This is a genomic window from Pseudomonas sp. 3B-A001-10F (assembly GCF_056313565.1).
In genome coordinates, this window is sequence record NZ_JBQYFW010000015.1 from 44,376 (window position 1) to 70,778 (window position 26,403).

Here is a 26,403-nt window from a genome sequence, read left to right on the forward strand (position 1 = left end):
TTGCCCTCGTCCACGTTGGCCGAGGTGCTCTCCTGTAATGGAGACGGCGACAAAACGTTTCAATGACCTTTACCGAATGTTTACGTTTGTGTCGCGCCAGCCATCATCGGTTAAAGTGAGCCACTGTTTTCGACCTGCGATACCGACTGATGAATGCCCTCGAAGTGCTGCGCGACTCTCTGTATTTTTTCAAACGCCATTTGGGCAGCATCGTGCGGTTGTGCCTGCCGCTGGTGATTTTCGAAGCATTCCTGCAACAAGTGGTCGATCACGCCAGCGGGCCGGATAACATCTCGGCGATCAGCATTGTCGTTGGTCTGTTGGTGTATCCGCTGTACACCGCCGCACTGATCCTCTTTCTCGATGCGCGCAGCCGTGGCGAGGCGCCGCGCAACCGCGATCTGCTGGCGATGGCCGCCACCCTTTGGCCGCGCTTCGCGTTGCTCACGGCGCTCAATACCTTGCTGATTCTGCTGGGCCTGTCGCTGTATTTCCTGCCGGGCCTGATGCTGATGGTGATGCTCGCGTTCGGCGAATACCTGCTGGTACTGCGTGGTATGGGGCCTTTGCAGGCGATGAAGGAAAGCCTGCGCCTGACCCGCGGACATTTCTGGCGGATCCTGCTGTGCATTCTCTGCGTGATGACGCCGCTGTGGTTGCTCAAAGGCGCGACACTGGCGGTGTACCCCGAGCCGCAGAATCCTGTGATCGCCATTCTGATCGACAGCGCTCACAGCTTCCTGCAACTGTTCACCAGTGTGGTGTTGTTCCGCCTGTTCATGCTGATCAGCGAATTACCTGACAAACGTGACAGAGCCATCTGACAGCACTGCACTTGGGCTTCGAGACGACCGTCAGGTATGCTCGGGGCCACTTTCTGTAACGCTATAAGCCGAGCCATGACCCGTCTACTGCGCTACACCCTGTTGCTTGTCGTGCTCGCCATCATCCTGATCGGCGGGCTGCTGTTCAGCCTGACCTGGCGCCCCGACGCCCGCGAAACCTTGCCGGTCAGTTGCACCGCCACAACGCCGACGCTGGTGCCGGGCCAGGCGCTGAAAGTCATGACCTGGAACGTGCAATACCTGGCCGGCAAACGCTACGTGTTCTGGAGTGATCTGGCTCAGGGCGATGATGAAGCGCCGACGCTGGAAGACATGGCCTTCAGCCTCGACGAAGTGGCGCGAGTGATCCGCGACGAGCAGCCCGATCTGGTGCTGTTGCAGGAACTCGATGACGGCGCCAAGGCCAGCGACTATCAGAACCAGCTCAAACTGTTGCAGGAACGGGTCGCTGACCTGTATCCGTGCAGTGTCAGTGCCTTCGACTGGAAGGCCGAATTCGTCCCCGACCCGCACATTTACGGCAGCGTCGGCCGGCAACTGGCGACCCTGAGTCGCTACCGCATCGAACACGCCGAACGCCTGCAATTGCCGGTCGCTGCCGCCAACTTCATCAACCGCCAGTTCCAGCCGAAAGACGCCCTGCTCGCGACCAAACTGCCCCTGAGTGACGGCGGGCAACTGACCGTATTCAACACCCACCTTGAACGCTCCAGCCAACCGGGTGACACCGCGCAAGCACAATTGACCGCCGTAGCCAAAGTGCTCGACAAGTATGAGAGCCAAGGCCTGCCGTGGCTGATCGGCGGCGATTTCAATCTGTTGCCGCTCGGCCAGTACCGCCGCCTGCCTGCCGAACAGCGCACGCCCTACTCCGCCGACAGCGAATTGCATCTGCTGTGGGACAAGTACCCGATGATCCCGACCAACAACGAAGCCAGCGGCATCGACCGGGCGCAATGGCTGACCCACTACCCCAACGATCCCGGCCTGAATGGCCCGGATCGTACAGTCGACTATCTGTTTTACAGCCCGAAAATCAAGCGGGTTGAAGCAAGGGTGCGCCAGGACGACACGTTGCGCATCTCCGATCACCTGCCGGTGATTGCGCGCTTCCTGCTACCGGCGGCGCCATAGGCTGGGCCGAGGATCATCGCCCCGTCGCCCGAATTGACATATGGAATCCCATGAAAATCTTATTGGTGTGCAAGGACATTGGTGGTTACGCGCGCAAACTGGCGGACTACCTGATGATCGACAATGACGTGTGTTTCATCGATACGTCATCGATGCAGAACAGCTTTGATCAAGCGCCGAAGATCTTGCGCCGCCCGCTGAAACGCTGGGCGCAGATACGCCTGTTCAACAAAGCCATCGCTGCGCATGGACGTTTCGATGTGGCACTCATCATCAACCCGGCCCAGATCGATGCAAACCAGTTGACCGCCGGACTCAAGGTCTCCGACCACAAGATCGCCTACCTCTACGACAGCTTCAGTCGTTGGCCGATGACTCGCGAAGCCCTTACCGGTTATGACGAGGTGTTTTCCTTCGACCCGGAAAATGCCGAAAGCTACGGGCTGAAAAAACTCTACAACTTCATTTACGACGACTACATCGCGGACGGTGAGCCCAGTGAGTACTCGGCGTTTGTGGTGATGGCGGGCAAGGATCGGGTGCCGGCACTTGCCGGTCTGGCCGAGGAATTCGATCGCCTCGGGCTGACCGATTACAAGTTTCTGGTTCAGTCCAAACCGGTTCCGGGGGCGCATCCGGGCATCACCTTTTTCGAGCAAAGAATGTCGCTGGAGTCGGTAGGGGAGCTGGTCAAGCGCTCACGGATCATTCTCGACATTGCCAAGCCCGGTCAGGCCGGTTTGAGCTTCCGGTTCTTCGAAGCCATGGCCTCACGCAAAAAAGTCATTACCACCAACAAGAGCGTGGTCGACTATGACTTTTACAACCCGGCGAACATTTTGGTCATTGATGAGGCTAATCCGGTGATTCCGGAACGGTTCATTACTGATCCGTATGTCGATGTGCCTGAGCACATCTACCAGAAGTACACCTTGCAGGGGTGGGTCAAAACCGTATTTACCCGGCCGTGAGCTGACCTCGCCATCCCTTGCACCACAGGACCCTGTGGGAGCGAGCCTGCTCGCGAAAGCGGTGTGTCAGGCACCCTGTTTATCGACTGACACTACGCCTTCGCGAGCAGGCTCGCTCTCACAATGGCCAGGCTTTATGACCGTTGGATCAATGCACTTCTTCCAGATCGTCATGCAGCAATCCGAAGATCTGTCGTTTCATGTCGATGAACGAGCGCTCCATGACCATGTCCAGTGAACGCGGGCGTTCGATCGGCACGTCGAGAATCTGCTTGATCCGCCCCGGTTTCGCGCCCATCACATAGACCCGGTCGCCGAGCAGAATCGCTTCGTCGATGTCATGGGTGACGAACAACACGGTTTTCTTGCTGTTACCCCAGACCCGCAGCAACAACTGTTGCATCTGCAGCCGTGTCTGGCTGTCGAGGGCGCCGAACGGTTCGTCCATCAGCAGAATCTGTGGATCATTGGCCAGTGCCCGGGCAATTGCCACGCGCTGCATCATCCCGCCCGACAGCTGTTTGGCGTAATTGTCGGCGAACCCGGCGAGACCGACTTCGTTGACGTAATAATCGACGATCTCCTTGCGCCGCGCCGCCGGCATGCCACGACGCTTGAGGCCGAACTCGACGTTCTGGCGCACCGTCAGCCACGGAAATAACGTGTAACTCTGAAAGACCATGCCGCGATCCGCGCCAGGGCCCTGCACTTGCTGGCCGCCGACATAAATCTCGCCGGAGGTCGGCTCAGCCAGCCCCGCAGTCAAATACAACAGACTCGACTTACCGCAACCCGACGGCCCGACCAGCACGGCAAACTGCTGATCCGGCACCTCGAACGACACCTCCTCCAGCGCTGTAAACGTTCCGCCGTCAGGTTTCTTGTAGCGCAGGCTGACCTTGTCCACCTGCAAGCGTGGCGCCGCTTGCGCCGGGGTCGCGACAGGTTCGATGAAACGATGATTGGCAGCAGTCACTGAGCCCATGCGGCAACCCTCAGGCGAAGAAAGCGGAACAGTTGATCGGTGACCAGACCGAGCAGGCCGATGATCGCGATGGCGAGGAAGATCACGTCAACCTGAAAACCGCGCATGGCCTTCAGGCTCAGGTAACCCAAACCGCTGGAAGCGGCGACCAGTTCAGCCACCACCAGATAGGTCCAGGCCCAGCCCATGGTCACCCGCAACGTGTCGAGCACGCCGGGCACCGAGGCCGGCGCGATCACATGCAATACCGCGTCGCGGCGGTTGGAGCCCAAGGTGTAAGAAGCGTTGATCAAATCCTTGGAAATGCCTTTCGACACGTCAGCGATCATCACCAGTTGCTGAAAGAACACGCCGAAAATAATCACCGACACGCGCTGCTCCAGACCGATGCCGATCCACAGGATGAACAGCGGCACAAACGAGGTCACTGGCAGATAACGAATGAAATTCACCAGCGGTTCAAGAAACGCCTGAACGATGCGGAAGCTGCCCATCAGCAACCCCAGTGGCACCGCCACCAGCGACGACACAATGAAGCCGACCATCACCACTTCGACACTGGCCCACACATGGGTGCCGAGGGTGCCGTCGCGTCCCAGGCGTACGGCGGCTTCAACCACCGCGCCCGGTGTCGGCAGGAACATCCCCGGGACGATGCCGCCGTAAGACAACCCGGCCCAAAGACCGACCAACAACACCCAGGCCAGAGCGCTGGCGCTCCACACCACTGGCACCGGCAAAGCGGTTTTCGGCGTGAGGCTGCGGCTCAGCCACGAATTGCGCTTGAACATGACAGACCTCCTAGAGCGGGCTGACAAAACGGTTGTCGACCAGCTCGTCGTTGCTGACGTTGTAGGGTTTGCCCTGCAATTCGCTGGCGGTTTCGTTGGCCAGTTTGATCAGCGCTGCGCTGTCGCCCGGTTTGCCCGGCGAGCCGAGAAGTTTCTCGCTCATGGCCTGATCGTAAAAACGCACGCCTTGTGCAGCGGCAGCCAGTTCCTTCGGATCAGACAGGTAGCCGCCGACGCCTTTGGCCATGATTTTGTACGCGTCTTCCGGGTGATCCTTGGTGTACTGCACGGCTTTGTACAAGCCGGCGACCAACGCCTTGACGTCTTCCGGCTGTTTTTCGATAACCGTGCAATTGAGCGCGACCACATCGACGATCACCCCGGGGGTGCTGCTGCTGTCGATCAATACTTTGCCCTGCTGCTTGTCGCGGACCATCGACAAGTGCGGTTCCCAAGTCACGGCAGCGGGTACGCGACCGGCGATGAACGCGGTCGCGGCATCGTCAGCGGTCATGTTCTGCACGGTGATGTCGGTCATCTTCATGCCGTTCTTTTTCAGCAGGTACGAGAGCCAGAACTGTGAAGTCGAGCCTTCGTTGACCGCCACGGATTTGTCCTTGAGTTCTTGCAGGCTCTTCACATCCTTGCCGACCAGCACACCGTCGCCGCCATGACTGTCGTCCAGCGCCGCGACGGCTTTGAAGCAGAATTGCGGACGGTACTTGAGCACTTCATCGATGGTCGAGGCCGAGCCGGACAGTTGCCCGGAGGCCTGCGCGGCCATGTACATCGAGGCCTCTTCGACCACCGGCAACTCGACGGTCAGGCCATTTTCCTTGAAGTAGCCCAGGTCCTGAGCCAGATAGAGGGTGCCGTAGCCGACCCACGTGGTGTGGCCGATGGACAAGGTGCCGGCCTGGGCGCTGGTGGCGACCGTGGCAGCCAGGGCGGTGATTGCCATAGGATGAGTAAGACGTGAACACAAGGACTTGATCATGGAGCACTCCCGACGCTGTTGATTTAGTTTTGTCATGGGCAGTACGGTCGCCGGCCGTTATGCAGTTGCTGCCGTTGGTCTCTCGCGGACGCTTGGGCGGACAACATTCGGCTGGCGGGCAAGATTGATGGTGGCCCATGTGCGCGGTGAGGAAAATCAGGAAATTGTTGGCTGCAAATGATGAAAAAACTGGCTAGTGCGCACTGCTAAAGGGCGGGGATTGCGGGGGTGCGCGAGGTGGGTGCAAATTGGGGATTTTCGGCTACTGGGAGAATGCTATCGCTGGCAAGCCAGCTCCCACAGGGATCACGAGTGTGCCTGGATTGTGTGAACAACGCTGAAACCTGTGGGAGCTGACTTGCCAGCGATGGCGCCGCGTCAGTCGACATTTTCGCTGCTGACCCACCGCTTTCGCGAGCAGGCTCGTTCCCACAGGGAATCTGCCGTGCGACTTAGATCCAGCGTGGGAGCTGGCCTGCCAGCGATAGGGGCGACCCGGTTTCAGCGCAATTGAAACCAGGTAGTTTTCAGTTGGGTGTATTTGTCGAATGAATGCAATGACAGATCCCGGCCAAAACCCGATTGCTTGCCGCCGCCGAAAGGCACCGTCACATCCAGCGCATCGACCGTGTTGACCGACACCGTACCCGCACGCAACTGTCGCGCCACTCGATGGGCGCGGTTAAGGTCATCGGTCCACAGCGACGCCGCCAGCCCGTAGACACTGTCGTTTGCCAACCGCACCGCTTCCTCTTCACTGTCGAATGGCACGACCGCCAGCACGGGCCCAAATACCTCTTCACGAAACAGCGGCATGTCAGCTGTCACACCGGTAAAAATCGTCGGCTCAATAAAATTATCCGACCCGTTGAAACGCCGCTGCTGCCCACCACACACCCGCGTCGCCCCCGACTGCTCGGCATTGCGAATAAAGCGCATGATGCTCGCCGTCTGTTTGCTGTCGACAATCGCCCCGGCGCTGCTCTGCGGATCCAGCGGATCCCCCGGTAACCAACGCTCGGCCTGTGCTTTCAGGCGTTCGACAAACGCATCATGAATCGAGCGCTCCACCAGCAAGCGCGAGTTGGCCGAGCAGACTTCGCCCTGATTGAAGAAGATCCCGAACGCGGCTTTCTCCGCCGCCAGATCGAGATCCTGACAGTCAGCGAACACCAGATTGGCACTCTTGCCGCCGCACTCCAGCCAGACCTGTTTGAGGTTCGATTGTGCGGAGTACTGCATGAAATATTTGCCGACCTGCGTCGAGCCAGTGAACACCAGACAATCGACATCCGCGTGCAGACCCAAGGCCTTGCCAGTCTGCTCGCCAAGCCCCGGCAACACGTTCAGCACACCCGGCGGCAGCCCTGCTTCCAGCGCCAGCTCGGCCAGACGCAGTGCCGAAAACGGCGACTGCTCGGCCGGTTTGAGGATCACCGAATTACCCGCCGCCAACGCCGGCGCGAGCTTCCACGCGGCCATGTCCAAGGGGAAATTCCATGGCACCACAGCAGCGACTACACCGAGTGCTTCACGGGTGATGGTCGCGAGCACATTCGGCGCACTGGGCGCGACCTGATCGTAGAGTTTGTCGATGGCTTCGGCGTACCAACGGAACACCCCGGCGGCGCCCGGCACGTCAATGTTGTAGGCATCCATCACCGGTTTGCCCATGTTCAGCGAGTCGAGCAACGCCAGTTCTTCGCGATGACTCATCAGTAAATCAGCCAGACGCAGCAGCACCTGTTTGCGCTCGGCCGGAGCACGTTGCGACCACGTACCGGCCTCAAAAACCTGTCGTGAATTGCGCACCGCCGCGTCGACATCAGCCTCGCCGCACGCAGCGACGTTGGCCAGACATTGCCCGGTCGCCGGGTTTATCGCAGCGAAAGTCTGCCCCGATTGCGCCGCGCAATGCTTGCCGTCGATCACGGCCTGATCGGGAAACTTCAATGCAACGGCGCGGCGCTGCCACTCTGCAAGCTCGAACACGACGGATGCTCCTGAGACGTTATTGTGCCTCGATGGTCGCTCAGGCCCGCACGGGCTAAAAATAGTAAAAATGTCTTCGCAGGCAATAAAAACACTGGGCAACGACTTTCCCCAAACCCCGCGCAGGTGGCTATGGTTGAGGGACAACAACATCGTCGCGCAACGGACGTGGCGGCGCACAAATTGCTTGCAAGTCGAGTCCGCTCGTCCTGAGGTTTGCCGTGGCCGCCTACAATTTGCGTCAGCTGAAATACTTCATCACCACCGTCGAATGCGGCAGCGTTGCCGAGGCTTCGCGCAAGCTGTACATCGCGCAGCCGGCGATTTCCACCGCGATCAAAGGCCTGGAAGACAGCTTCGGCGTGCAACTGCTGATCCGTCACCACGCCCAAGGTGTGTCACTGACCCCAAGCGGTGCGCGGTTCTTTCGCAAGGCTCAAGAACTGTTGCGCATGGCCAAGGAGTTCGAACAGAACGCCCTCGCCGACAACGACGTGGTCGCCGGGCAGATCGATATCGGTTGTTTCGAAACGGTCGCGCCGTTGTATTTGCCGCAGTTGATTTCCGGGTTCTCGGGGCTGTATCCGGGCGTGAAAATCCGCATTCGCGACGGTGAGCAACAAGAGCTGGTGCAAGGCCTGACGTCAGGCGCGTTCGATCTGGTGATTCTTTATGAACATGAGCTCGACGCGACCATCCAGACCGAACCGCTTATGCCGGCGCAACGACCTTATGCGTTGTTGCCGGCGGATCATCGCTTTGCCCAGTACAAGCAAGTGTCGCTGCGCGATCTGTGTCTGGACCCGATGATCTTGCTTGATGTGCAGCCGAGCCGGACCTACTTCGTCAGCCTGTTCGAAGAGCTTGGATTAACACCGCGTATCGAGTTCAGCTCGCCATCGATTGAAATGGTGCGCGGAATGGTTGGCCAAGGTTTCGGCTTTTCGATTCTGGTAACCAGACCGCATTCGGAATGCACCTACGATGGCAAGAAAGTCGTGTGCGTGGACATCGTCGAAGACGTCACCGGTTCCGGTTTGGTAGCGGCGTGGCTCAAGCGCGGGCAGTTGACCAAACCGGCGCAGCTGTTCGCCGATTATTGCCGCGAGCAACTGACCGCGAAGACCGCTCACATGCCTGGTGGAATATAACCGGGGACATACCTGACATTGGTGCACTTGCCATGCAGGATCCGTCCATCTTCGATCAGGAACTGCGCGATCTTCTTCTGTTGGTTGATTTTCGCCTGCAATTTGCAATCGGAACTGTGCCCGACTTGTTGATAGTGCTCGGTGTACACCATGCCATTGCCGGTATGGGTCATCGAAGTCCCGGCCGCTTCGGTGGTGGTCCAGCTCGCGGACTTGTACCAGGTCAGCACCGCCAAGGGTTCGCCGTTCGGACCGATCTCCTTTTTCATCGAGTCGGGTTTGCCGAACAAGTCCAGCGCTTCCTGCGCATCACGCCCTTCCCAGCGGCTCTGCGCAATGGTGGAACAGCCAGTCAAGAGCAACGCGGCCAACACGGTGGCCAGCAATAAACGGATGTAAGTCATGGGCTGTCCCGGCTTATTTTTTAAGTTCGAGCAGACTGTCGATGTTGTCCATCATCTGGCTCTTTTCCTGAATCGGTGCAAGTTTGAAGAACATCTGCTGGAGCATCTGGATCATTTGCATGTATTCCATCTTGCCCACGGCGGCCATGTCGTTTTTAGCCCGACTACCCGGCGCGCAGGCAAACTTCAGCGCTTGCTGGACCCAGAATTCTTTCGGGGTCTGCCATTGGTTGGCAACTTTCAGATGACGCAGGGTATATGCGAGACGCTCGATGGACTGGCCATTGATAAAACGTACCTTGCCCGTAGAGCACTGGGTTTCGAGGTTGTACACGTCGATCATTGGTTTGCCGGGTTCTTCATACACCAGCGTGACCGCCACCATGGTCGCGCCTTTGGTTTTTTCCGAGGGCACCACCGACGTCGCATCCGCCACGTACATGATGTTTTTATGGGCAACGCCGTTGCCGTAGATAATCCACCAGTCGCCAACCGGGTTGGATTCTTCGGCATTTGCCGAATTGCAGGCAACGACAAGCGCAGCCGACAAGAAGATCAACTTCTTGAACTTGAGAAAAGATGACATGGGCAGTTCCGTTCCTTGGGCACAGGTTGCCAGGCAGCAACTTGTTATTGTTCGGGCCGCCACTTTAGGAGGCGGCCCGAACAGGGGCAATTAGGGCGGATGGGCTAATGGCGCGCTGCCACTGCTGCTCAGGTGCCCCGAGGCTTCGCCCGCGCCGTGGCTTCGGCGACCAGCGGATCATCCGGCCAATAATGCTTCGGGTAGCGCCCCTTCAAATCCTTTTTCACCTCGGCATAGGTGCTGCGCCAGAAGTTGGCCAGATCCTGCGTCACCTGCACCGGTCGCCTTGCTGGCGACAACAGATGCAACTTGACCACCTGCCGCCCGCCGGCAATGCGCGGGGTATCGGCGAGCCCGAACAACTCCTGCAAACGCACCGCGAGAATCGGTGGAAACTCGCTGTAGTCCAGACGAATCGACGACCCCGACGGCACGCTCAGATGATGTGGCGCCAGCTCATCGAGCTTTTGCGGCAGCGGCCATGGCAGCAGATTGCGCACAATGCTCGACAGGTCGAGGTTGGCAAAATGACTGAGCCGCGAGACCTTGCCCAGATACGGCATCAGCCAGTCTTCGAGGGTGTTCAGTAATGTCGCATCGCTGACATCCGGCCACTGACTGTCGTCCTGATGGTTCAATTCCAACTGCCGCAACAACGCCACCCGCGCCTGCCACTGACGCAATTCCGGCGTCCACGGCAACAGCTCCAGACCCTTGCGCCGCACCAGATTGACCAGCGCCTGACTGCGTGCATTTTCATCGAGACCGGTCAACGGCTCACGGCTGAGAATCAGCTCGCCGACCTTGCGCTGGCGCTCGGCGCGCAATACGCCTTCGCGTTCGTCCCAGTCGAGTTGATCAACGTTGCGCACCTGTTCGGCGAGCACCGAATCGAACAGCGCCGGATCGAAATCCGCCGCCAGATAAATCCGCTCCTCGCGCTGGCCCTGACGGCTGCCGAGGTCGGCAATGACGATCCACGGCTCTTTCATCAGGCTGTCGGCTTCGGCGAACAGCGCCGCGCGACCGTTGGCCAGACGATATTCGGCGCCACCGGCACGCCGCTGTTGCGAGACGCGATCCGGGTAGGCCAGCGCCAGCAAGGCACCGAGCCAGCGCGGATGATCGGGATCGCTGACCGGCTCGCTCGCCTTGCCGCGCAGATAACCGCGATATTGCCGCGCCAGTTGCCGGGCGCGCTGCACACCACCGTGCGCACCGCGAGCGGCGCGTTCTTCGCCGGATAGCAAAACCAAGCGACTGTGCAAATCCGCCCCGGCACCGCGCAAGATATCGCGCTCGCCCAGCAGCGCGGCGACATCGCAGGCCATGTTCGCCAGCCCCAGCGCCTGACCGCGCAGGAGCAAATGCCCGATGCGCGGATGCGCCGGCAACTCAGCCATGGCCTGACCGTGAGTGGTCAGCGTTTCCCCTTCCAGCGCACCGAGCCGTTGCAGCAAATCCTGCGCCTGTGCATAAGCCGCCGCTGGCGGAACATCCAGCCAGACCAGTTCACCCGGCGTGACACCCCAGCGCCCCAATTGCAGAGCGAGGCTGGCGAGATCCGCCGAGAGAATTTCCGCACTGCCATAAGCGGCGAGTTGTTCGTGCTGATCCTGCGACCACAAGCGATAACAAACCCCCGGTTCCAGTCGCCCGGCGCGGCCCGCACGCTGAGTGGCGCTGGCCTTGGAAATCCGCTGGGTATCGAGGCGCGTCATACCGCTGCCGGGATCGAAACGCGGCACCCGCGCCAGCCCGGCATCAATGACTACGCGCACGCCGTTGATGGTCAAACTGGTCTCGGCAATGTTGGTCGCCAGCACCACTTTGCGCTGGCCGGTCGGCGCCGGGTCGATGGCGGCACGCTGGGCGTTGAGGTCCAGTTCGCCGTGCAATGGGCACAGCAAAACATCACTGCGCTCACCGATGGCGTCGGCCAGTTGTTGATGGACGCGACGGATTTCCGCCTGCCCCGGCAGGAACACCAACAGGCTGCCGGTTTCATCGTGCAGTGCTTCGAGCACGGTTTGCGTAACGCGCTGATCAATGTACTCGCCGGGCTGATACGGCCGGCCCCAGCGCATCGTCACCGGGTACATGCGGCCTTCGCTGCGCAGTATCGGCGCGTCATCCAGCAACCCGGCCAGACGCTCGCCTTCCAGCGTGGCCGACATCAGCAAAATCTTCAGCGGCTGTTCAGCCCGGAACAGCTCGCGACCGTTCAGACTTAAGGCCAGCGCCAGATCGGCGTCGAGGCTGCGTTCGTGAAATTCGTCAAAGATCAGCAGACCCACGCCTTCCAGCGCCGGATCATCCTGCAAACGGCGGGTGAGAATGCCTTCGGTGACCACTTCGATACGCGTATTGGGGCCGACTTTGCTGTCGAGACGGATGCGATATCCGACGGTTTCCCCGACCTTCTCACCCAACTCGCTGGCCAAACGCTCCGCTGCTGCACGCGCAGCGAGACGCCGTGGTTCAAGCATCAGAATGGTTTGCCCGGCCAGCCACGCTTCATTGAGCAGGGCCAAGGGCACGCGGGTGGTTTTACCGGCGCCCGGCGGTGCTTCGAGCACGGCTTCGTGGCGTGTCGCGAGGGCTTCACGCAGGGCGGGTAAAACATCATCGATTGGCAAAGAAATCATGCTGGCTCCCCAGGGCGTGCCCACATTAAATTGCGAGTCGCGTTAAAGCTGTGAGCGTGCCAGGCAAGGCGCGGGACGCAGGTAAGGGTCGTTTCCTTGCCAAGTCCCGCAACGCAGCATGGCGCGCTCACAGCTTTAGCCCGGAGGGCCGAACCCCGATAGGATTCGTTGGCCTTCACGCGGTGTCGATCTGGAGAAAACAACTTCAGTCCTCAACGTATTTCGGTAGGGGTGAGACGAGGCCGCAATTTACTGTGGGCATGCACTGCCAGGCGCGAGTATAACGGCGAACTGCTAGGCGTTCGTCAGGGTCTTAACTTCACACGACTACGCTTCGTTCTTAGATGAATCAGGAGATTTCCCCATGCGCTTACCTTTTCGCCTGATCGGCGGTGTACTGGTCGCTACCCTGCTCACGCAAATTACCGCGTGCGGTTCGATTTTCTACCCGGACCGGCGCGGGCAGATCGACGGCAAGATCGACCCGGCGATTGCCGTGCTCGACGCCGTGGGCCTGCTGTTCTACGTCATTCCCGGCCTGATCGCGTTTGCCGTCGACTTCGCCACCGGTGCGATCTATTTCGAACCGGGCCACACTGCGCAGATCGATCCGGCCAAACTCAAGCAAGCCATCGGCCCGGACGGTCAGGTCGATAATCACAAGTTGCAGGCTATTCTCGAGAGCGAGTTGGGCCGAGATTTCCCACTGGATGATCCGCGCCTGATTCAACACAAGGGCAGCACTCAACAACTGGCGATGTTCGGCCTGCAACCCGCCGCTTAAAAAGGACGTTCAATGACATCCAGCCCCGAACACGCCCGCCTGCTCAGGCTGGCAACCCGCGCCTCGGTAGCGGTGGCGTGCACGCTGATCATCGCCAAAGCCATCGCCTGGTGGCTCAGCGGCTCGGTGAGCATGCTCGCCGGCCTTACCGACTCGGCGCTGGATGGCATCGCTTCGCTGCTCAATCTGCTGGCCGTGCATTACGCGCTGCGCCCGGCCGATGACGATCACCGTTATGGTCACGGCAAGGCGGAGTCGCTGGCAGGGATGGCGCAGGCGCTGTTCATTGGCGGCAGCGCGGTATTGATCGCGTTTCAAGCCTATGAACGCATCCAGCATCCGGAACCGCTTGGCGCACCGTGGATCAGCATTGGCGTGATCATTTTCTCATTGCTACTGACGGTGGCCTTGCTGGTGCTGCAGCATCGAGTGATCAAGCAGACCGGTTCCAACGCCGTGCGTGCCGACTCACTGCATTACCGATCCGACCTGTTACTCAACGGCAGTATTCTGGTGGCGCTGGTGTTGGCCGGCTTCGGCTGGCATCAACTGGATGCCTGGTTCGGACTCGGCATTGCCGCCTATATCCTGTGGAGTGCGATCCAGATCGCCCGGGAAAGTTTTTCGGTGCTAATGGATGAAGAACTGCCAACCGACGTCAGTCAGCACATGCTCGAACTGGCCTGCAGCGTGCCGGGGGTGTTGGGCGCGCATGACTTGCGCACGCGGATCTCCGGCAACCACTGGTTCGTGCAGTTGCACCTGGAATTGCCGGGGGAATTGACCTTGTCAGTGGCACACGGCATCAGCGACCAAGCCGCCGATGCCATTCACAAGGCCTACCCGCGAGCCGAAGTGCTGGTGCACGCCGACCCGCAGGAAGTGGTCAAGTCAGAACGGGCGCAAACCCGGCTTCAGTAACTGACCTGATAACCGCGACTGCTCAGGCAATTCCCTTGAGCCTGGCGGTAGGCCTGCACCACTTCGGGTGCCGGTTGATACGTCGCGGTGCGCGGGTCGAAACCGCTTTGCTGCACGGCGTACTGATAGCACTGGTATCCATCCTGCTGCACCTGCTCCGGCGACTGGCCGTTGGCCGGATAGGCTTCGACGTCATAGCCTTGGGATTGCGGCTGCGGTTGCGGCTGAACCGGCGGCTCGACGACTACATAATCCTGGGTCGCTTCTTGATAGGCGTAGTAGGCACCGGCGGCGAGGAACAATAGCGAACCGCCGATCCACACTTCACGGGCGTAATCGGGCAAATACTGAATGCGAATCCCGCGTGGCGGCTGCACGACGATGTAGCGCGGGCCTTGCGGGCGATACCAGTAGCCTGCGGAGTAGAAGTAATCCTGACCGCGATACGGCACGCGGTAGTCACGATCCGGGAAACGGTCGATCACATGCCCCGGTCGATATTGCGGACCAGGCCCCCAGCCATTGCCATGACCATCCGGACGGCCCGGCCAGCGATTGTCATTAGGCCGGTTACCGGTCTGCCATTGCTGATTGTGATAACCGTTTTGCGGGCGCTCGTCGCGATAGTAACCCTGACGCGGTTCCTGGCTCTGGCGCACGGTATCGGGCCGTGGCTGGATCGGCAGGCTATTGGCCGGCAGTTGTGGCGGTGGTGGCGGCTGGCGCACCGGGTTGGGGTTGTACGCCGGACGGTTCTGGTCGTGGTTTTGCCACTGGCCATTGTTGTTGTGCTGCTGGCCGTTGTGCTCGAACTGGCGACTGTTGTCGCCACGAATGATCTCGTTGTTCTGAGGGCGCGGCTGATTCTGCTGTGGCTGATTATTCGGCGGACGCGGCTGATTGTTGCCGCCATGGCCCTGATTATTGCCCTGATGGTCCTGGCCATGGCCACCGCCCTCCGGCCCGCGATTCTGCGGTTCATCGGCAAGCGCTTGCGCACTGACACTCACACACAGCAAACCAACACCGGCCAGACGCCAGATGCGCGAATTCATGCTTTTTCTCACTGCGGGGCCTGCAAATGTAAGAGGACTTGTCACTAAGACCGGGAATACACACGCCCGGTTCTGCAACAGGTTATCAGTCACGCAACTTATTTATTGAGCGTCCTGCATGAAATCGCAGGCAAGAAAAAAGGGAGACCCGTCGGCCTCCCTTTAGAGAACTTCGTCCTGGCTCGACGCTTTTGACGTCGGCTCACCTCACGCCGTCTTCTGGACAGTGTGCAGCTCGGGGGCCGGCACAACCCCGGTGGGGGTGGCGGCCGCGGCGGGCCTGATAGGGCGGGCCGCTGTGGACTGTGTTACCGAGCAGTGATTCTGGTGATAAGAATAGGCCTGAGACGGCGACAGAGGATTGCGAAGATTGCTGAAATAAACACCACTTGCGCAATTTTTAACCCTGGATAGATAATCTGCCGCAATAGTTACAACCAAGGACAGATTGATGAGCAAACTCGACCGTTACGACCTGAGTATTTTGGCGGAATTGCAGCGCGACGCCCGCATCTCCAACCAGGAGCTGGCCGAGCGCATCGGTCTGTCGCCTTCCCCGTGCTCGCGCCGGGTCAAGCAACTGGAAGACGACGGCTACATCTCGCGCCAGGTCGCATTGCTCGATCGCAAGATGCTCGGGCTGAGCCTGACGGCGTATGTGCTGATCGGCATGGACCGGCATACGCCGGAGCGTTTCGAGAATTTCGAAGCGGCGATCCGCACGTTGCCGCAGGTGCTGGAGTGCAGCCTGGTGACGGGGGTGGATGCTGACTATCAGTTGAAGGTGGTAGTGCCGGATATGGATCACTATCAGAAGTTGTTGCTAGGGCATTTGACGCGGATTGAAGGCGTGACCAGTGTGCGCTCGAGTTTTGTGCTGAATCAGGTTTTGAACAGCACGGAACTGCCGCTGACTCATTTGCGTAGCTGATCAAAGGCCCCCTCATCGGAACGCCGCCCGCCCAGCCCTCTCCCTCAGGAGAGGGAGCCGACCGAGGTGTCTGCTGTCATACATCGACCTGAAAAATTGAGTCGATTATGGATTCACAACAGAACGTTCAGGTCGGCGTATTTTGCGAGCATCCCCCGGTCAGTCCCCTCTCCCTCTGGGAGAGGGTTAGGGTGAGGGCAACAGTTCCGGATCAGACCCAGATCAATGCCACCCCGCACACCTTGGCGTATACTCGCCGCGCCCTTTTAGCCGCGTGCGCGTCGGAGAAACCCAATGGATCCAGCCTTATTAGAAGAGTGGATGATGACCGGTCTGGTCAGCATCCTGATCATTTTCATGGGTTTCATCGTCTGGGATCTGGCGAAGAAGTCCAAAGCCGGGCGCTTTGGCTCGTTCATTCTGTTCTTCGTACTGGGCCTGGGCGTGGCCGCGTTCATCATCAAGAGTGTGGTGATCGGCCTGATCGAGTCCGGCGCTCTATAAGTGCGCCGGCACTTCCTTCCACTGGCCCTGATCGAGCCCTTCGATCGTCCAGTCACCAATCTTCACCCGCACCAACCGCAATGTCGGCAGGCCTACCGCCGCCGTCATGCGCCGTACCTGACGGTTGCGCCCTTCGCGAATCACCAGTTCCAGCCATGACGTCGGTATGGTCGCGCGAAAACGCACCGGCGGATTGCGCGGCCACAACTCAGGCTCATCCAGTTGCCGCGCTTCGGCGGGCAAGGTCATGCCGTCATTCAGTTCAACGCCATCGCGCAAGCGCTGCAATTGCTCAGCCGTCGGCACACCTTCGACCTGCACCCAATAGGTCTTCGCCAGTTTGTGTTTCGGATCGGCGATACGCGCCTGCAACTGCCCGTCGTTGGTCAGCAGCAACAATCCTTCGCTGTCGCGATCCAGGCGTCCGGCCGGATAAATGCCGGGCACATCGATGAAATCCTTGAGCGTCGCCCGCCCTTCACCGTCGCTGAATTGCGTCAGCACATCGAACGGTTTGTTGAACAGGATCAGTTTCGGCTCGGCCGGGGGTGCCTTGGCAACACGGCGCGGCGCGGACGACTGAGGCTTCGCGCCGGGGCGGCGGGAAGGTGGACGCGGGGGACGAGACATAAGAGAACAGACATTTAGCGATCAGGGCTGACAATGCTAGTGCCCCGACCGCCAAATGACCACGACTAAGCGTTAACGGAACGGCGGCTCGTCGAAGCTGCGCAGTTTGCGCGAGTGCAGCGAGTTGAGTTCAGTGCGCAGCAGGTCCACCGCTTCAATGCCGATCTTCAAGTGCTGGCTGACCGCGCGTTCATAGAATGCGTTGGCCGAACCCGGCAGTTTGATTTCACTGTGCAGCGGTTTATCTGAAACGCAGAGCAACGTGCCGTATGGGACCCGCAAGCGATAACCCTGCGCTGCAATCGTGCCGCTTTCCATGTCCACGGCCACGGCGCGGGACAGGTTGATCAACGGTCGTTCCTGCGCCCAGCGCAATTCCCAGTTACGGTCGTCGTAGGTCAGCACGGTGCCGGTGCGCAGGCGTTTCTTCAGGTCATCGCCCTTCTCGCCGGTGACGTTGGCCGCTGCTTGCTGCAGGGCCATTTGCACTTCCGCCAGGGCCGGGATCGGGATGTTCGGCGGCACCACACGGTCGAGAATGCCGTCGCGACGCATGTAAGCGTGGGCCAGCACATAGTCGCCGATGGTCTGCGACTGACGCAGACCGCCGCAGTGGCCGATCATCAGCCAGCAATGCGGACGCAGCACCGCCAAGTGGTCGGTGATGTTCTTGGCGTTGGACGGGCCGACGCCGATGTTGACCAGCGTCACGCCGTGGCCATCGCTGGCAATCAGGTGATAGGCCGGCATCTGGTATCGGTGCCAGACCACACCGGCCGCAATCGCCGATGCTTCGCCGTGATCCATGCCCTTCTCGATGATCACGTTGCCCGGCAAGACCATGCGCACGAAACGCGGGTCGCGGCGCAACTGTTCCAGACCATGGACGATGAACTGGTCGACATAGCGGTGATAGTTGGTCAGTAGAATCCACGGCTGCACATGCCGCCAGTCGCTGCCGGTGTAGTGCACCAGACGGCGCAGCGAGAAATCCACGCGCGCAGCGTCGAACAAGGCCAGCGGCAGCGGATCGGTGTTTTCCCAGTCGTAGAGACCGTCGGCGATGCCATCGGTGGCGGCGGACAGGTCGGTACTCGGGAACACCCGCGCCAGCACGGCAGCGGTGACCCCGGAACCGGCGAGTTCATCGCCCTGCTCGACCACATACGGATACGGAATGTTTTGCTGGCTGACGCCGACTTCCACGGTCACGGTGAAGTCGTGCATCAACGGCACCAACTGTTCGAGCAGGTATTTGCGGAACGCCGCCGGGTGGGTGACGGTGACGCTGTAGGTGCCCGGCAGTTGCACCTTGGCATAAGCGCGGGTGGTCTGCGGCACTTCGCCCTGGCAGTGATAGGTCAGACGCAGTTCGGGATAACGAAACAGAGCACGCTGCGCAGCGTCGGGTTCGACGCGATCCTTGAGGTAACGCTTGAGCGCCGAGTTCAGCGCAGTGGTGGCCCGCTCATGCAGCTCGGCCAGACGGTCCACGGCTTGTTCGGCGGTTTGAACGACAATAAACGCTTCGGTCACGATCAGCTTCCTGTGTTCTGACTTGCAGAGCTTCATCTTGCCTGCATCGTGGCGTCACGGGAACAGTGGCGTTGTGGGTGTACCCAAATCTTCCCATCTAGGGAGATCCCGTGGGAGCGAGCTTGCTCGCGAATACGGATTGTCATTCAACATAGCTGTCGACTGATGTACCGCTTTCGCGAGCAAGCTCGCTCCCACAGGGTTTTGTGCCGCTTGGGAAATTGAGCTCAGAAACCTTGTGGAGTTGAGCGGGCGACGATGGCTTCGACGTCCAGCCCGCGCGGCAAGGCGCCGTAAACCCGGCCGCCACCGCTCAGGCGGCTGGCGATGAAGGCATCGCTGACCGTTGAATTTCCGGCCTCCAACAGAAGCCTGGCCTGTAAACCGAGCGCGATGTCTTCGGTCAGTTGCCGCGCCCGATACTGAATATCACTGGTGTCTTTGAACTGCGCCTGCAACTGCTGAATATGCGCCGCCAGACGCTTGTCGCCATGCCCGTCACCGAGTTCGCTGAACAACACATCCAGCACCCCCGGCTCTTTCGACAACGCGCGCAGCACGTCGAGGCATTGCACATTCCCCGAGCCTTCCCACGTCGAGTTCACCGGTGCCTCACGGTACAGACGCGGCAGGATACTGTCCTCGACATACCCGGCGCCGCCCATGCACTCGGCCGCTTCGTTGATCATCCCCGGTGCACGCTTGCAGATCCAATACTTGCCCACCGCCGTCACCAGCCGCGCAAATTGCGCTTCGTGGCGATCGTCCAGATGATCCAGCGCCTTGCCCATGCGCAAACTCAGGGCCAGCGCGGCTTCGCTTTCCAGGGCCAGATCAGCCAGGACGTTTTGCATCAACGGCTGTTCGCTGAGCAGCTTGCCGCCAACCTTGCGGTGCGCGCAGTGATGGCTGGCCTGGGTCAGCGCCTGGCGCATCAAAGCGCTGGAACCGACCATGCAATCGAACCGAGTCATGGCGACCATCTCGATAATAGTCGGCACGCCGCGCCCTTCCTCACCGACCATCCACGCCAGCGCGCCACGGAACTCCACTTCGCTGGAGGCGTTGGACTGGTTACCGAGTTTGTTTTTCAGGCGCTGGATGTAGAACTGATTACGCGTGTCGTCCGGGCGATGCCGTGGCAGCAGGAAACAACTCAAACCCTTGTCGGTCTGCGCCAAGGTCAGAAACGCATCGCACATCGGCGCCGAGCAGAACCACTTGTGCCCGACCAGTTCATAAGCCTGACCCGGGCCACTGGCGCCGACCGGGTAAGCCTTTGTGGTATTGGCGCGCACGTCGGTGCCACCCTGTTTCTCGGTCATGGCCATGCCGATGGTCACGCCGGCCTTGTGCGCCATGCCGACGTTGCGTGGGTCGTATTCGGTGGCGAGGACTTTCGGTAGCCATTGCTCGGCCAGATTCGGCTGCAAACGCAGGGCCGGCACGCTGGCGAAGGTCATGGTCAACGGGCAACCGCTGCCGGCTTCTGCCTGGCTGTGCAGATAGGTCATCGAGGCGCGCGCGACATGCGCGCCGTCCTGTGGATGGGTCCATGGCAGCGAAGTCAGGCCATGCTCGATCGCCGTGCGCATCAGTTCGTGATAGGCCGGATGAAATTCCACCAGATCGATGCGATGACCGTAGCGGTCATGGCTGGCAAACGAGGGTTTGTTCTGATTGGCGAGGAACCCGGCTTCCATCAACGGCCCACCAGCGAGTGCACCATAGGCATCGATCCGCGACTCCGCCCACCCGGCACCAAAGCGCCGCGACCACTCCTGCAACGGCAGGTCGATGCGGTACAGGTTAGTGCCGTCCAGCGACGGTGGCTGGTTGGTGACTTCGTGGGTTTCGGCGAACTGATGCAGGTTCATGACGGGCTCCTTCGGGCAACCAAGGAACCCAGTTAAGCACCGCTCCGCAACCGGTCAAAGTGTCATATCCGCCGAATTTGCGGCGCTTTTACCCTGCTAGCAGCACAGCACCCGCCGCTCCAGCGCAGATTGCAGATCTTCGAATTTTACGGGTTTGTTCAAGTAATCGACCGGCGCCCCCGTTGCGCAAAGCTCTCGGTCGGCAGTTAGCGCCAGCATGAATACCGGCAAGTTCGCGCAGCCCGGCAACGCATGAATCTGGCAGCACAATGACGCGCCGTCGTAAGCCGGCAACTGGCAATCGATCAGCACTGCGTCGAAAGTCTCTCGTTGCAAGCAATCCAATGCCGCCGCGCCGTTGTCGGCGGTACGCACGCGAAAGCCGAGCTTGAGCAACATGCCGCGCATCACCAGTTGGTTGACACTGTTGTCATCCACCAGCAGCACCGTGCAGTCCTGCGGCGCACGCACACAATCGTGCGAAGGCGCAACGATCGGCGCAGCTTCAACCGCCGGCAGTTCAAACTCAACGTCCAGTTGAAAACGGCTGCCACGCCCGGGCTCCGAGCGATGAGTGAGCTTGCCGCCGAGCAGCTCAACCAACTGTCGGCAGATCGCCAGCCCCACGCCCAGTCCGCCGTATTCGCGGGTCATCGAACCGTCGAGCTGGAAGAAGCGCTGGTACATCGTCGCCTCGCCCAGATCGGTAAAACCGATACCGGTGTCGATCACCGCAAACGACAACGCCAGGCGATTGTCCGTCGATGGTTTGCCGATCACCCGCAGCGCCAGCCCGCCGACGCGGGTGAACTTGATCGCGTTGTCCAGCAGGCATTCCAGGCATTGCGCGAGTTTGGCGCTGTCGCCGTGCAGACGATCCGGCAGGGTCGGCAGCACCTCGACCTTGAAGTCCAGCGACTTGCTCGCCGCGTTGCTGTCGAACTGCACGCGCAGCGCTTCGACCACCGCGCGCAGGCTGAAACTGCCCGGCACAGCCTTGAGCTTGCCGGCCTGCAATTCCGTGAGGGTGAGGATGCCGTTGACCATGCGCATCATGTCTCGCGCGGAACCGGCGGCGGTCTGCTGGTATTGCTCAAGCTCCGGATCCAGCTCGACGGTCTGCATCAGCTCCAGCGAACCGATCACGCCGTTCATCGGTGTGCGCAATTCGTGGGTCAGGGTCGCGAGGAATTCGTCCTTGAGTTTGTTGCTGTGGGCCAGTTGCTGGTTGAGCACTTCGAGTTTCTGCCCGGCGTCATACAAGGTCTGCGCCTGTTGCTCGCGCATCGCGTTGATGCGGTCGGCCAGCGCCAACGACAGCAGCGCCACCTCGATAGCTGAGCCGATCTGGCTGGCATACATCGTCAGGAACACGTTCGGCAGCAAGCCGAGCACCATCAGCGTATTGACGATGCCGCCGAGCAGAAACGCCGACCAGGCGATGATGAAATAACGCGCCACCCGCAAGCCGCACCACCAGGCCAGAATCCCGGCGGCGAAAATCACCACAGTGAAGGTCAGCGCCAGTATCGTCGCCAGGCGCAGCGACAACGCGTAACTGGTCATCAGCGACAAACCGACTACCAGCGCGCCGAACGCGATCAGTGCAATCAGCAGGCGATCAAGCCAGCGACTATGGTTTTTGGTCTGCAGGAAACTGCGGGCGAACTGACTGCCGAACAGCCCTGCACAGCCGATGAAAAATGGCGTGGCCGCGTTGGCCCACCACGGATTGTCCGGCCAGAAATACTCCACCGCCGCGCCGTTCACCGACAGCTGATAAAGGCCGAACGAGGCAATATAGAAGATGTAATAGAGGTAACTGGTGTCGCGCACACTCAGGTAGATGAACAGGTTGTAGACCAGCATCCCCAACAGCACGCCATAAATGATCCCCAGCACATACAGGCGCACCGGCTGATCTTCGAGGTACGCCGTGCTCGACCACAACGTCACCGGCGCCTGAATCGAGCCTTCACTGGCCAGTCGCAGGTACACGGTTTGTTGTTGACCCGGTGCGAAAGCGAGGTCGAACAAATAGTTGTTCTGGCGGATCTCGCGACTGGCGAACGGCAAGGCGTCGCCGGTTTGCCGGACGAGGCGGTAGTCGCCATTGGCGTCGGCCGTATAGAGGTCGAGATGGTCAAGCGGTGGATAAGCCAGTTCCAGCAGCCAGGTGCGCTGGGCGGCGGGATTGCTCGGACGGTAATGCAGGTCAATTTTCAGCCAGAACGCCGAACGCGAGTAACCGGCATTAAGCGTGGCTTTATCGTGGGGTTTGAAATTGCCGGCGGCAGCTTGCGCACGAACATCGGCAATGCTCGCCTGACCGCTCGGGTCTTCGAACACTTGCAGCGACCGGCCCAGAGGGAGGCTCTGGGTAAATTCGTCGAATTCGACGGCGCTCGCCATGAGGGGCAAGCAGAACAACAACATCAGCAAATAGCGCATTGAAGCCCCAGCGTGGCTCGTCCGGTTGTGTCAGGAAGCCCCCCCATTCCCTTTGAGTAGACGTAAAACCGGTATTACCTGTTATTGGTTTGGATCCAGACTAGCATAGCCGTTGATGGCCATTGAGCACCATTGAAATTTTTCCTGCAAAGGCTCTAGAACGGGCGTTCCAGAGCAAAGCAGCGGGCTAGAGCTGTTGAGTTGGTCAACATGTGACAGCATGGTCGCAATCTCTTGCCGGGTTATCGACCCGCCACAACAGCACTGAACCCGAAAATCAGCTTTGGTGGTAAGCTCGCGCACCATGAATATCTACAGCTCCCGCCCCGTTGTCCTCTGTCTCTCCGGCCACGACCCAAGTGGTGGCGCCGGCTTGCAGGCAGATATCGAAGCCCTGCTCGCGCAGGGTTGCCATGCGGCTCCGGCCGTCACCGCCCTGACCGTGCAAGACACCGTCAACGTCACTGACTTCCGCGTCCTCGACCGTGAGTGGGTGTTGGCTCAAGCCAATGCCGTACTCAACGACTCCGAAGTCGCGGCAGTCAAACTGGGCATGCTCGGTTCGCTGGAAATGGTCGACACCGTTGTCGAACTGCTTTCCGCGCACCCGCACTTGCCGGTGGTCTGCGACCCGGTGCTGCGCGCCGGCGGCGGCGGACGTCTGGGCAAGGACGAGGTGGGTTACGCGATGCGTGAGCGTCTGCTGCCGCTGTCGATCATTGCCACCCCTAACCTTCCTGAAGCGCGAATCCTCGCCGAACTGCCCGAAGGCACTGCGGACGAGTGCGCTGAAAAACTCCTGCCGTTCGTCAAAAACCTGCTGATCACCGGCGGCCATGGCGACGAAACTGAAATCCACAACCGCGTTTACAGCCGCGACGGCCTGCGTGAAACCTTTATCTGCCAGCGTCTGCCGGGCAGCTATCACGGTTCCGGTTGCACACTGGCCAGCGCCCTCGCCGGTCGTCTGGCCCAGGGCGAACACCTGGCCAGCGCCGTACGCAGTGCACTGGATTACACCTGGCGCACCCTACGCGATGCCGAACAACTGGGCAAAGGCCAGTTCGTCCCGCGTCGCCTGCCGCTGGATTTCTGCTCGTAACGTCGTGAGGTCTGCCTGATGAAACTACGTGGCCTGTATGCCATTACCGACAGCCAGTTGCTGGCCGGCAAGTTTCTGTCTTACGTGGAGGCGGCGCTGGAAGGCGGCGTCACCCTGCTGCAATACCGCGACAAGAGCAACGATGATGCCCGCCGTCTGCGTGAGGCCGAAGCGCTGCGTGATCTGTGCGAGCGCTACAAGACGCAGCTGATCATCAACGATGATGCTGAACTGGCCGCGCGCCTCAACGTTGGCGTGCACCTCGGCCAGACCGACGGCCCGCTGTCGCCGACCCGCGCCCTGCTCGGCTCGAAAGCGATCATCGGCTCGACCTGCCACGCGCAAATCGCGCTGGCCGAACAAGCGGCCAAAGAAGGTGCGAGTTATGTCGCCTTCGGTCGCTTCTTCAACTCCAACACCAAGCCCGGCGCGCCGACCTGCAGCCTCGATCTGCTCGACGAAGCCAAGCGCACGCTGCACCTGCCAATCTGCGCGATTGGCGGCATCACCCTCGACAACGCCGCGCCGCTGGTGGCCCATGGGGTCGACCTGCTCGCCGTAGTTCACGGTCTGTTTGGTGCCGAGAGCACCGCCGAAGTGACCCGCCGCGCCCGCGCGTTCAATGAATTACTGAAAGTCTGATTTGAGAGCCCGATCATGTCTCGTTCCGAAACGCTGTTTGCCAATGCCCAGAAACACATCCCCGGTGGCGTGAACTCGCCCGTTCGTGCGTTCAAGAGCGTTGGCGGCACGCCGCTGTTCTTCAAACACGCCGAAGGTGCTTACGTTACCGACGAAGACGACAAGCGTTATGTCGATTACGTTGGTTCGTGGGGTCCGATGATCCTCGGCCACAGCCACCCGGATGTTCTGGACGCGGTGCGCAATCAACTGCAACACGGCTTGTCCTACGGCGCGCCGACCGCGATGGAAACCGAGATGGCCGATCTGGTCTGCTCGCTGGTGCCGTCGATGGACATGGTGCGCATGGTCAGCTCCGGCACCGAAGCGACCATGAGCGCGATCCGTCTGGCCCGTGGTTACACCGGCCGTGACAGCATCATCAAGTTCGAGGGCTGCTATCACGGCCACTCCGACAGCCTGCTGGTCAAGGCCGGTTCCGGCGCACTGACCCAGGGCGTACCGAGCTCGGCCGGTGTGCCGGCGGCGTTCGCCAAACACACCCTGACCCTGCCGTTCAACGACATCGACGCGGTTGAGAAGATGCTCACTGAAGTCGGCCAGGAAGTGGCCTGCATCATCGTTGAGCCAGTGGCCGGCAACATGAACTGCGTACCACCAGCGCCGGGCTTCCTCGAAGGCCTGCGCACGCTGTGCGACAAGCATGGCGTGGTGCTGATTTTCGACGAAGTGATGACCGGTTTCCGCGTTGCCCTCGGTGGCGCTCAGGCGTACTACGGGGTCAATCCTGATCTGACCACGTTCGGCAAGATCATCGGCGGCGGCATGCCGGTTGGCTGCTTCGGTGGCAAGCGTGAAATCATGGAGCGCATCGCGCCGTTGGGTCCGGTGTATCAGGCCGGTACTCTGTCGGGTAACCCGTTGGCCATGGCCGCTGGTTTGACCACACTGCGCCTGATCAGCCGTCCGGGTTTCCACGCCGAGCTGACCGACTACACCACGCGCCTGCTCGATGGCCTGCAACAACGCGCCGATGCTGCTGGCATTCCGTTCGTGACCACTCAGGCTGGCGGCATGTTCGGTCTGTACTTCAGCGGCGCCGACGACATCGTCACCTTTGAAGATGTGATGGCCAGCGACGCTGCCCTGTTCGGTCGCTTCTTCCACCTGATGCTGGAAGGTGGCGTGTACCTGGCGCCGAGCGCCTTCGAAGCCGGGTTTACCTCGATCGCCCACGGCGAAGCCGAGTTGAAACTGACACTGGACGCTGCCGAGCGCGCCTTCGCCGCACTGAAATAACCGCCGCACCGCTGACGTTGGCTATCGCCAGCGTCAGCATTCACCTACATCGACGCTGTTTTTCCGATGCTCCTGCTAAAAATCTCCCCTAAAGTGGGCGATATATTCCCCGCGCAGCAGAAAAACGAGTAAAGACTTTGTAAGGTTGGCCCTGCTTATTTCATAAT

The 26,403-nt window shown here is 60.3% G+C and carries 23 protein-coding genes; 11 read left to right on the top strand and 12 right to left on the bottom strand.

Annotated elements, in window-relative coordinates; genetic code table 11:
• Positions 1 to 149: 149 nt before the first annotated feature.
• The 3 genes from AC0ZWN_RS15640 (at position 150) to AC0ZWN_RS15650 (ending at position 2,950) form a co-directional block, all read left to right on the top strand.
• Positions 150 to 824: a YciC family protein gene (locus tag AC0ZWN_RS15640; protein WP_093434664.1), complete on the top strand. Its 675-nt coding sequence runs from the start codon at positions 150 to 152 to the stop codon at positions 822 to 824.
• A 75-nt stretch (positions 825 to 899) separates the two neighbouring features.
• Positions 900 to 1,979, top strand: a complete 1,080-nt coding sequence (locus AC0ZWN_RS15645; RefSeq protein WP_476335648.1) for an endonuclease/exonuclease/phosphatase family protein — start codon at positions 900 to 902, stop codon at positions 1,977 to 1,979.
• 50 nt (positions 1,980 to 2,029) lie between these two features.
• The gene (locus AC0ZWN_RS15650) at positions 2,030 to 2,950 is read left to right on the top strand and encodes a WaaS/CpsH family glycosyltransferase (protein ID WP_476335650.1); all 921 of its coding nucleotides are present in this window, start codon (positions 2,030 to 2,032) and stop codon (positions 2,948 to 2,950) included.
• A gap of 148 nt (positions 2,951 to 3,098) precedes the next feature.
• Here AC0ZWN_RS15650 and AC0ZWN_RS15655 read toward each other — a convergent pair whose 3' ends face one another.
• The 4 genes from AC0ZWN_RS15655 to AC0ZWN_RS15670 form a co-directional block, all read right to left on the bottom strand.
• On the bottom strand, positions 3,099 to 3,935 hold the full coding sequence (locus tag AC0ZWN_RS15655) for an ABC transporter ATP-binding protein (protein WP_034153794.1): 837 nt from the start codon (positions 3,933 to 3,935) through the stop codon (positions 3,099 to 3,101).
• Positions 3,923 to 4,726, bottom strand: coding sequence for an ABC transporter permease (locus tag AC0ZWN_RS15660; RefSeq protein WP_064392296.1), 804 nt, complete (start codon positions 4,724 to 4,726; stop codon positions 3,923 to 3,925). Before AC0ZWN_RS15660 ends, AC0ZWN_RS15655 begins: the two co-directional genes overlap by 13 nt.
• A 10-nt stretch (positions 4,727 to 4,736) precedes the next feature.
• Positions 4,737 to 5,723 (bottom strand): ABC transporter substrate-binding protein, encoded by a 987-nt coding sequence (locus tag AC0ZWN_RS15665; protein WP_476335651.1) that lies wholly within the window; start codon positions 5,721 to 5,723, stop codon positions 4,737 to 4,739.
• A 501-nt stretch (positions 5,724 to 6,224) separates the two neighbouring features.
• Positions 6,225 to 7,715 (bottom strand): aldehyde dehydrogenase, encoded by a 1,491-nt coding sequence (locus tag AC0ZWN_RS15670; RefSeq protein WP_476335652.1) that lies wholly within the window; start codon positions 7,713 to 7,715, stop codon positions 6,225 to 6,227.
• A gap of 221 nt (positions 7,716 to 7,936) precedes the next feature.
• Between AC0ZWN_RS15670 and AC0ZWN_RS15675 the strand changes: the two genes are divergently transcribed.
• Entirely contained in the window at positions 7,937 to 8,866 is a 930-nt protein-coding gene (locus tag AC0ZWN_RS15675) for a LysR family transcriptional regulator (RefSeq protein ID WP_093434653.1), read from the top strand.
• Here AC0ZWN_RS15675 and AC0ZWN_RS15680 read toward each other — a convergent pair.
• The 3 genes from AC0ZWN_RS15680 to hrpB all read right to left on the bottom strand — a co-directional run bounded on the left by AC0ZWN_RS15680 (position 8,845) and on the right by hrpB (position 12,504).
• Positions 8,845 to 9,270: a hypothetical protein gene (locus AC0ZWN_RS15680; protein ID WP_093434651.1), complete on the bottom strand. Its 426-nt coding sequence runs from the start codon at positions 9,268 to 9,270 to the stop codon at positions 8,845 to 8,847. The two genes, AC0ZWN_RS15675 and AC0ZWN_RS15680, sit on opposite strands and share 22 nt — an antisense overlap.
• A gap of 13 nt (positions 9,271 to 9,283) precedes the next feature.
• Positions 9,284 to 9,856, bottom strand: a complete 573-nt coding sequence (locus AC0ZWN_RS15685; protein WP_093434649.1) for a hypothetical protein — start codon at positions 9,854 to 9,856, stop codon at positions 9,284 to 9,286.
• 128 nt (positions 9,857 to 9,984) lie between these two features.
• Positions 9,985 to 12,504, bottom strand: coding sequence for an ATP-dependent helicase HrpB (gene hrpB, locus AC0ZWN_RS15690; protein WP_476335654.1), 2,520 nt, complete (start codon positions 12,502 to 12,504; stop codon positions 9,985 to 9,987).
• A 364-nt stretch (positions 12,505 to 12,868) separates the two neighbouring features.
• Here hrpB and AC0ZWN_RS15695 point away from each other — a divergent pair, with 364 nt between their 5' ends.
• Complete coding sequence (locus AC0ZWN_RS15695) at positions 12,869 to 13,288, top strand: hypothetical protein (protein ID WP_007909665.1); 420 nt, start codon at positions 12,869 to 12,871, stop codon at positions 13,286 to 13,288.
• A gap of 12 nt (positions 13,289 to 13,300) precedes the next feature.
• Positions 13,301 to 14,209 (top strand): cation diffusion facilitator family transporter, encoded by a 909-nt coding sequence (locus tag AC0ZWN_RS15700; RefSeq protein WP_093434645.1) that lies wholly within the window; start codon positions 13,301 to 13,303, stop codon positions 14,207 to 14,209.
• Here AC0ZWN_RS15700 and AC0ZWN_RS15705 read toward each other — a convergent pair.
• Entirely contained in the window at positions 14,203 to 15,264 is a 1,062-nt protein-coding gene (locus AC0ZWN_RS15705; protein ID WP_476335656.1) for a DUF6515 family protein, read from the bottom strand. The genes AC0ZWN_RS15700 and AC0ZWN_RS15705 overlap by 7 nt on opposite strands.
• Positions 15,265 to 15,715: 451 nt before the next feature.
• Between AC0ZWN_RS15705 and AC0ZWN_RS15710 the strand changes: the two genes are divergently transcribed.
• Together AC0ZWN_RS15710 and AC0ZWN_RS15715 are read left to right on the top strand one after the other, a co-directional pair.
• Entirely contained in the window at positions 15,716 to 16,195 is a 480-nt protein-coding gene (locus tag AC0ZWN_RS15710; protein ID WP_007909658.1) for an Lrp/AsnC family transcriptional regulator, read from the top strand.
• A gap of 294 nt (positions 16,196 to 16,489) precedes the next feature.
• Positions 16,490 to 16,699: a DUF2788 domain-containing protein gene (locus AC0ZWN_RS15715; RefSeq protein WP_007909655.1), complete on the top strand. Its 210-nt coding sequence runs from the start codon at positions 16,490 to 16,492 to the stop codon at positions 16,697 to 16,699.
• Here AC0ZWN_RS15715 and AC0ZWN_RS15720 read toward each other — a convergent pair.
• The 4 genes from AC0ZWN_RS15720 to AC0ZWN_RS15735 all read right to left on the bottom strand — a co-directional run bounded on the left by AC0ZWN_RS15720 (position 16,694) and on the right by AC0ZWN_RS15735 (position 23,193).
• Positions 16,694 to 17,329 carry a pseudouridine synthase gene (locus AC0ZWN_RS15720; protein WP_476335658.1) on the bottom strand — a complete coding sequence of 212 codons (636 nt, stop codon included), beginning with the start codon at positions 17,327 to 17,329 and terminating at the stop codon, positions 16,694 to 16,696. The genes AC0ZWN_RS15715 and AC0ZWN_RS15720 overlap by 6 nt on opposite strands.
• Positions 17,330 to 17,401: 72 nt before the next feature.
• Positions 17,402 to 18,901 (bottom strand): AMP nucleosidase, encoded by a 1,500-nt coding sequence (amn, locus tag AC0ZWN_RS15725; protein WP_016986142.1) that lies wholly within the window; start codon positions 18,899 to 18,901, stop codon positions 17,402 to 17,404.
• 191 nt (positions 18,902 to 19,092) lie between these two features.
• The gene (locus tag AC0ZWN_RS15730; protein WP_476335659.1) at positions 19,093 to 20,742 is read right to left on the bottom strand and encodes an acyl-CoA dehydrogenase family protein; all 1,650 of its coding nucleotides are present in this window, start codon (positions 20,740 to 20,742) and stop codon (positions 19,093 to 19,095) included.
• Positions 20,743 to 20,838: 96 nt separating this feature from the next.
• Positions 20,839 to 23,193 carry a 7TM diverse intracellular signaling domain-containing protein gene (locus AC0ZWN_RS15735; RefSeq protein ID WP_476335660.1) on the bottom strand — a complete coding sequence of 785 codons (2,355 nt, stop codon included), beginning with the start codon at positions 23,191 to 23,193 and terminating at the stop codon, positions 20,839 to 20,841.
• Between the two features lie 304 nt (positions 23,194 to 23,497).
• Here AC0ZWN_RS15735 and AC0ZWN_RS15740 point away from each other — a divergent pair, with 304 nt between their 5' ends.
• From AC0ZWN_RS15740 to hemL, 3 genes are read left to right on the top strand one after another with little or no spacing between them, the layout of a single operon-like run.
• Complete coding sequence (locus AC0ZWN_RS15740; protein WP_007909650.1) at positions 23,498 to 24,295, top strand: hydroxymethylpyrimidine/phosphomethylpyrimidine kinase; 798 nt, start codon at positions 23,498 to 23,500, stop codon at positions 24,293 to 24,295.
• An 18-nt stretch (positions 24,296 to 24,313) separates the two neighbouring features.
• Entirely contained in the window at positions 24,314 to 24,937 is a 624-nt protein-coding gene (thiE, locus tag AC0ZWN_RS15745; protein ID WP_476335662.1) for a thiamine phosphate synthase, read from the top strand.
• A 15-nt stretch (positions 24,938 to 24,952) separates the two neighbouring features.
• Positions 24,953 to 26,236 (top strand): glutamate-1-semialdehyde 2,1-aminomutase, encoded by a 1,284-nt coding sequence (gene hemL, locus AC0ZWN_RS15750; protein WP_099757261.1) that lies wholly within the window; start codon positions 24,953 to 24,955, stop codon positions 26,234 to 26,236.
• The last annotated feature ends 167 nt before the right edge of the window (positions 26,237 to 26,403 follow it).

Coding starts and splice junctions, on each gene's coding strand:
- AC0ZWN_RS15660 (WP_064392296.1), bottom strand. CDS start 4,726: ATGTTCAAGCGCAATTCGTGGCTGAGCCGCAGCCTCACGCCGAAAACC.
- amn (WP_016986142.1), bottom strand. CDS start 18,901: ATGAAGCTCTGCAAGTCAGAACACAGGAAGCTGATCGTGACCGAAGCG.
- AC0ZWN_RS15640 (WP_093434664.1), top strand. CDS start 150: ATGAATGCCCTCGAAGTGCTGCGCGACTCTCTGTATTTTTTCAAACGC.
- AC0ZWN_RS15740 (WP_007909650.1), top strand. CDS start 23,498: ATGAATATCTACAGCTCCCGCCCCGTTGTCCTCTGTCTCTCCGGCCAC.
- AC0ZWN_RS15695 (WP_007909665.1), top strand. CDS start 12,869: ATGCGCTTACCTTTTCGCCTGATCGGCGGTGTACTGGTCGCTACCCTG.
- AC0ZWN_RS15715 (WP_007909655.1), top strand. CDS start 16,490: ATGGATCCAGCCTTATTAGAAGAGTGGATGATGACCGGTCTGGTCAGC.
- AC0ZWN_RS15680 (WP_093434651.1), bottom strand. CDS start 9,270: ATGACTTACATCCGTTTATTGCTGGCCACCGTGTTGGCCGCGTTGCTC.
- AC0ZWN_RS15735 (WP_476335660.1), bottom strand. CDS start 23,193: ATGCGCTATTTGCTGATGTTGTTGTTCTGCTTGCCCCTCATGGCGAGC.
- AC0ZWN_RS15645 (WP_476335648.1), top strand. CDS start 900: ATGACCCGTCTACTGCGCTACACCCTGTTGCTTGTCGTGCTCGCCATC.
- AC0ZWN_RS15665 (WP_476335651.1), bottom strand. CDS start 5,723: ATGATCAAGTCCTTGTGTTCACGTCTTACTCATCCTATGGCAATCACC.
- AC0ZWN_RS15710 (WP_007909658.1), top strand. CDS start 15,716: ATGAGCAAACTCGACCGTTACGACCTGAGTATTTTGGCGGAATTGCAG.
- AC0ZWN_RS15705 (WP_476335656.1), bottom strand. CDS start 15,264: ATGAATTCGCGCATCTGGCGTCTGGCCGGTGTTGGTTTGCTGTGTGTG.
- AC0ZWN_RS15655 (WP_034153794.1), bottom strand. CDS start 3,935: ATGGGCTCAGTGACTGCTGCCAATCATCGTTTCATCGAACCTGTCGCG.
- hemL (WP_099757261.1), top strand. CDS start 24,953: ATGTCTCGTTCCGAAACGCTGTTTGCCAATGCCCAGAAACACATCCCC.
- AC0ZWN_RS15685 (WP_093434649.1), bottom strand. CDS start 9,856: ATGTCATCTTTTCTCAAGTTCAAGAAGTTGATCTTCTTGTCGGCTGCG.
- AC0ZWN_RS15720 (WP_476335658.1), bottom strand. CDS start 17,329: ATGTCTCGTCCCCCGCGTCCACCTTCCCGCCGCCCCGGCGCGAAGCCT.
- thiE (WP_476335662.1), top strand. CDS start 24,314: ATGAAACTACGTGGCCTGTATGCCATTACCGACAGCCAGTTGCTGGCC.
- hrpB (WP_476335654.1), bottom strand. CDS start 12,504: ATGATTTCTTTGCCAATCGATGATGTTTTACCCGCCCTGCGTGAAGCC.
- AC0ZWN_RS15700 (WP_093434645.1), top strand. CDS start 13,301: ATGACATCCAGCCCCGAACACGCCCGCCTGCTCAGGCTGGCAACCCGC.
- AC0ZWN_RS15730 (WP_476335659.1), bottom strand. CDS start 20,742: ATGAACCTGCATCAGTTCGCCGAAACCCACGAAGTCACCAACCAGCCA.
- AC0ZWN_RS15650 (WP_476335650.1), top strand. CDS start 2,030: ATGAAAATCTTATTGGTGTGCAAGGACATTGGTGGTTACGCGCGCAAA.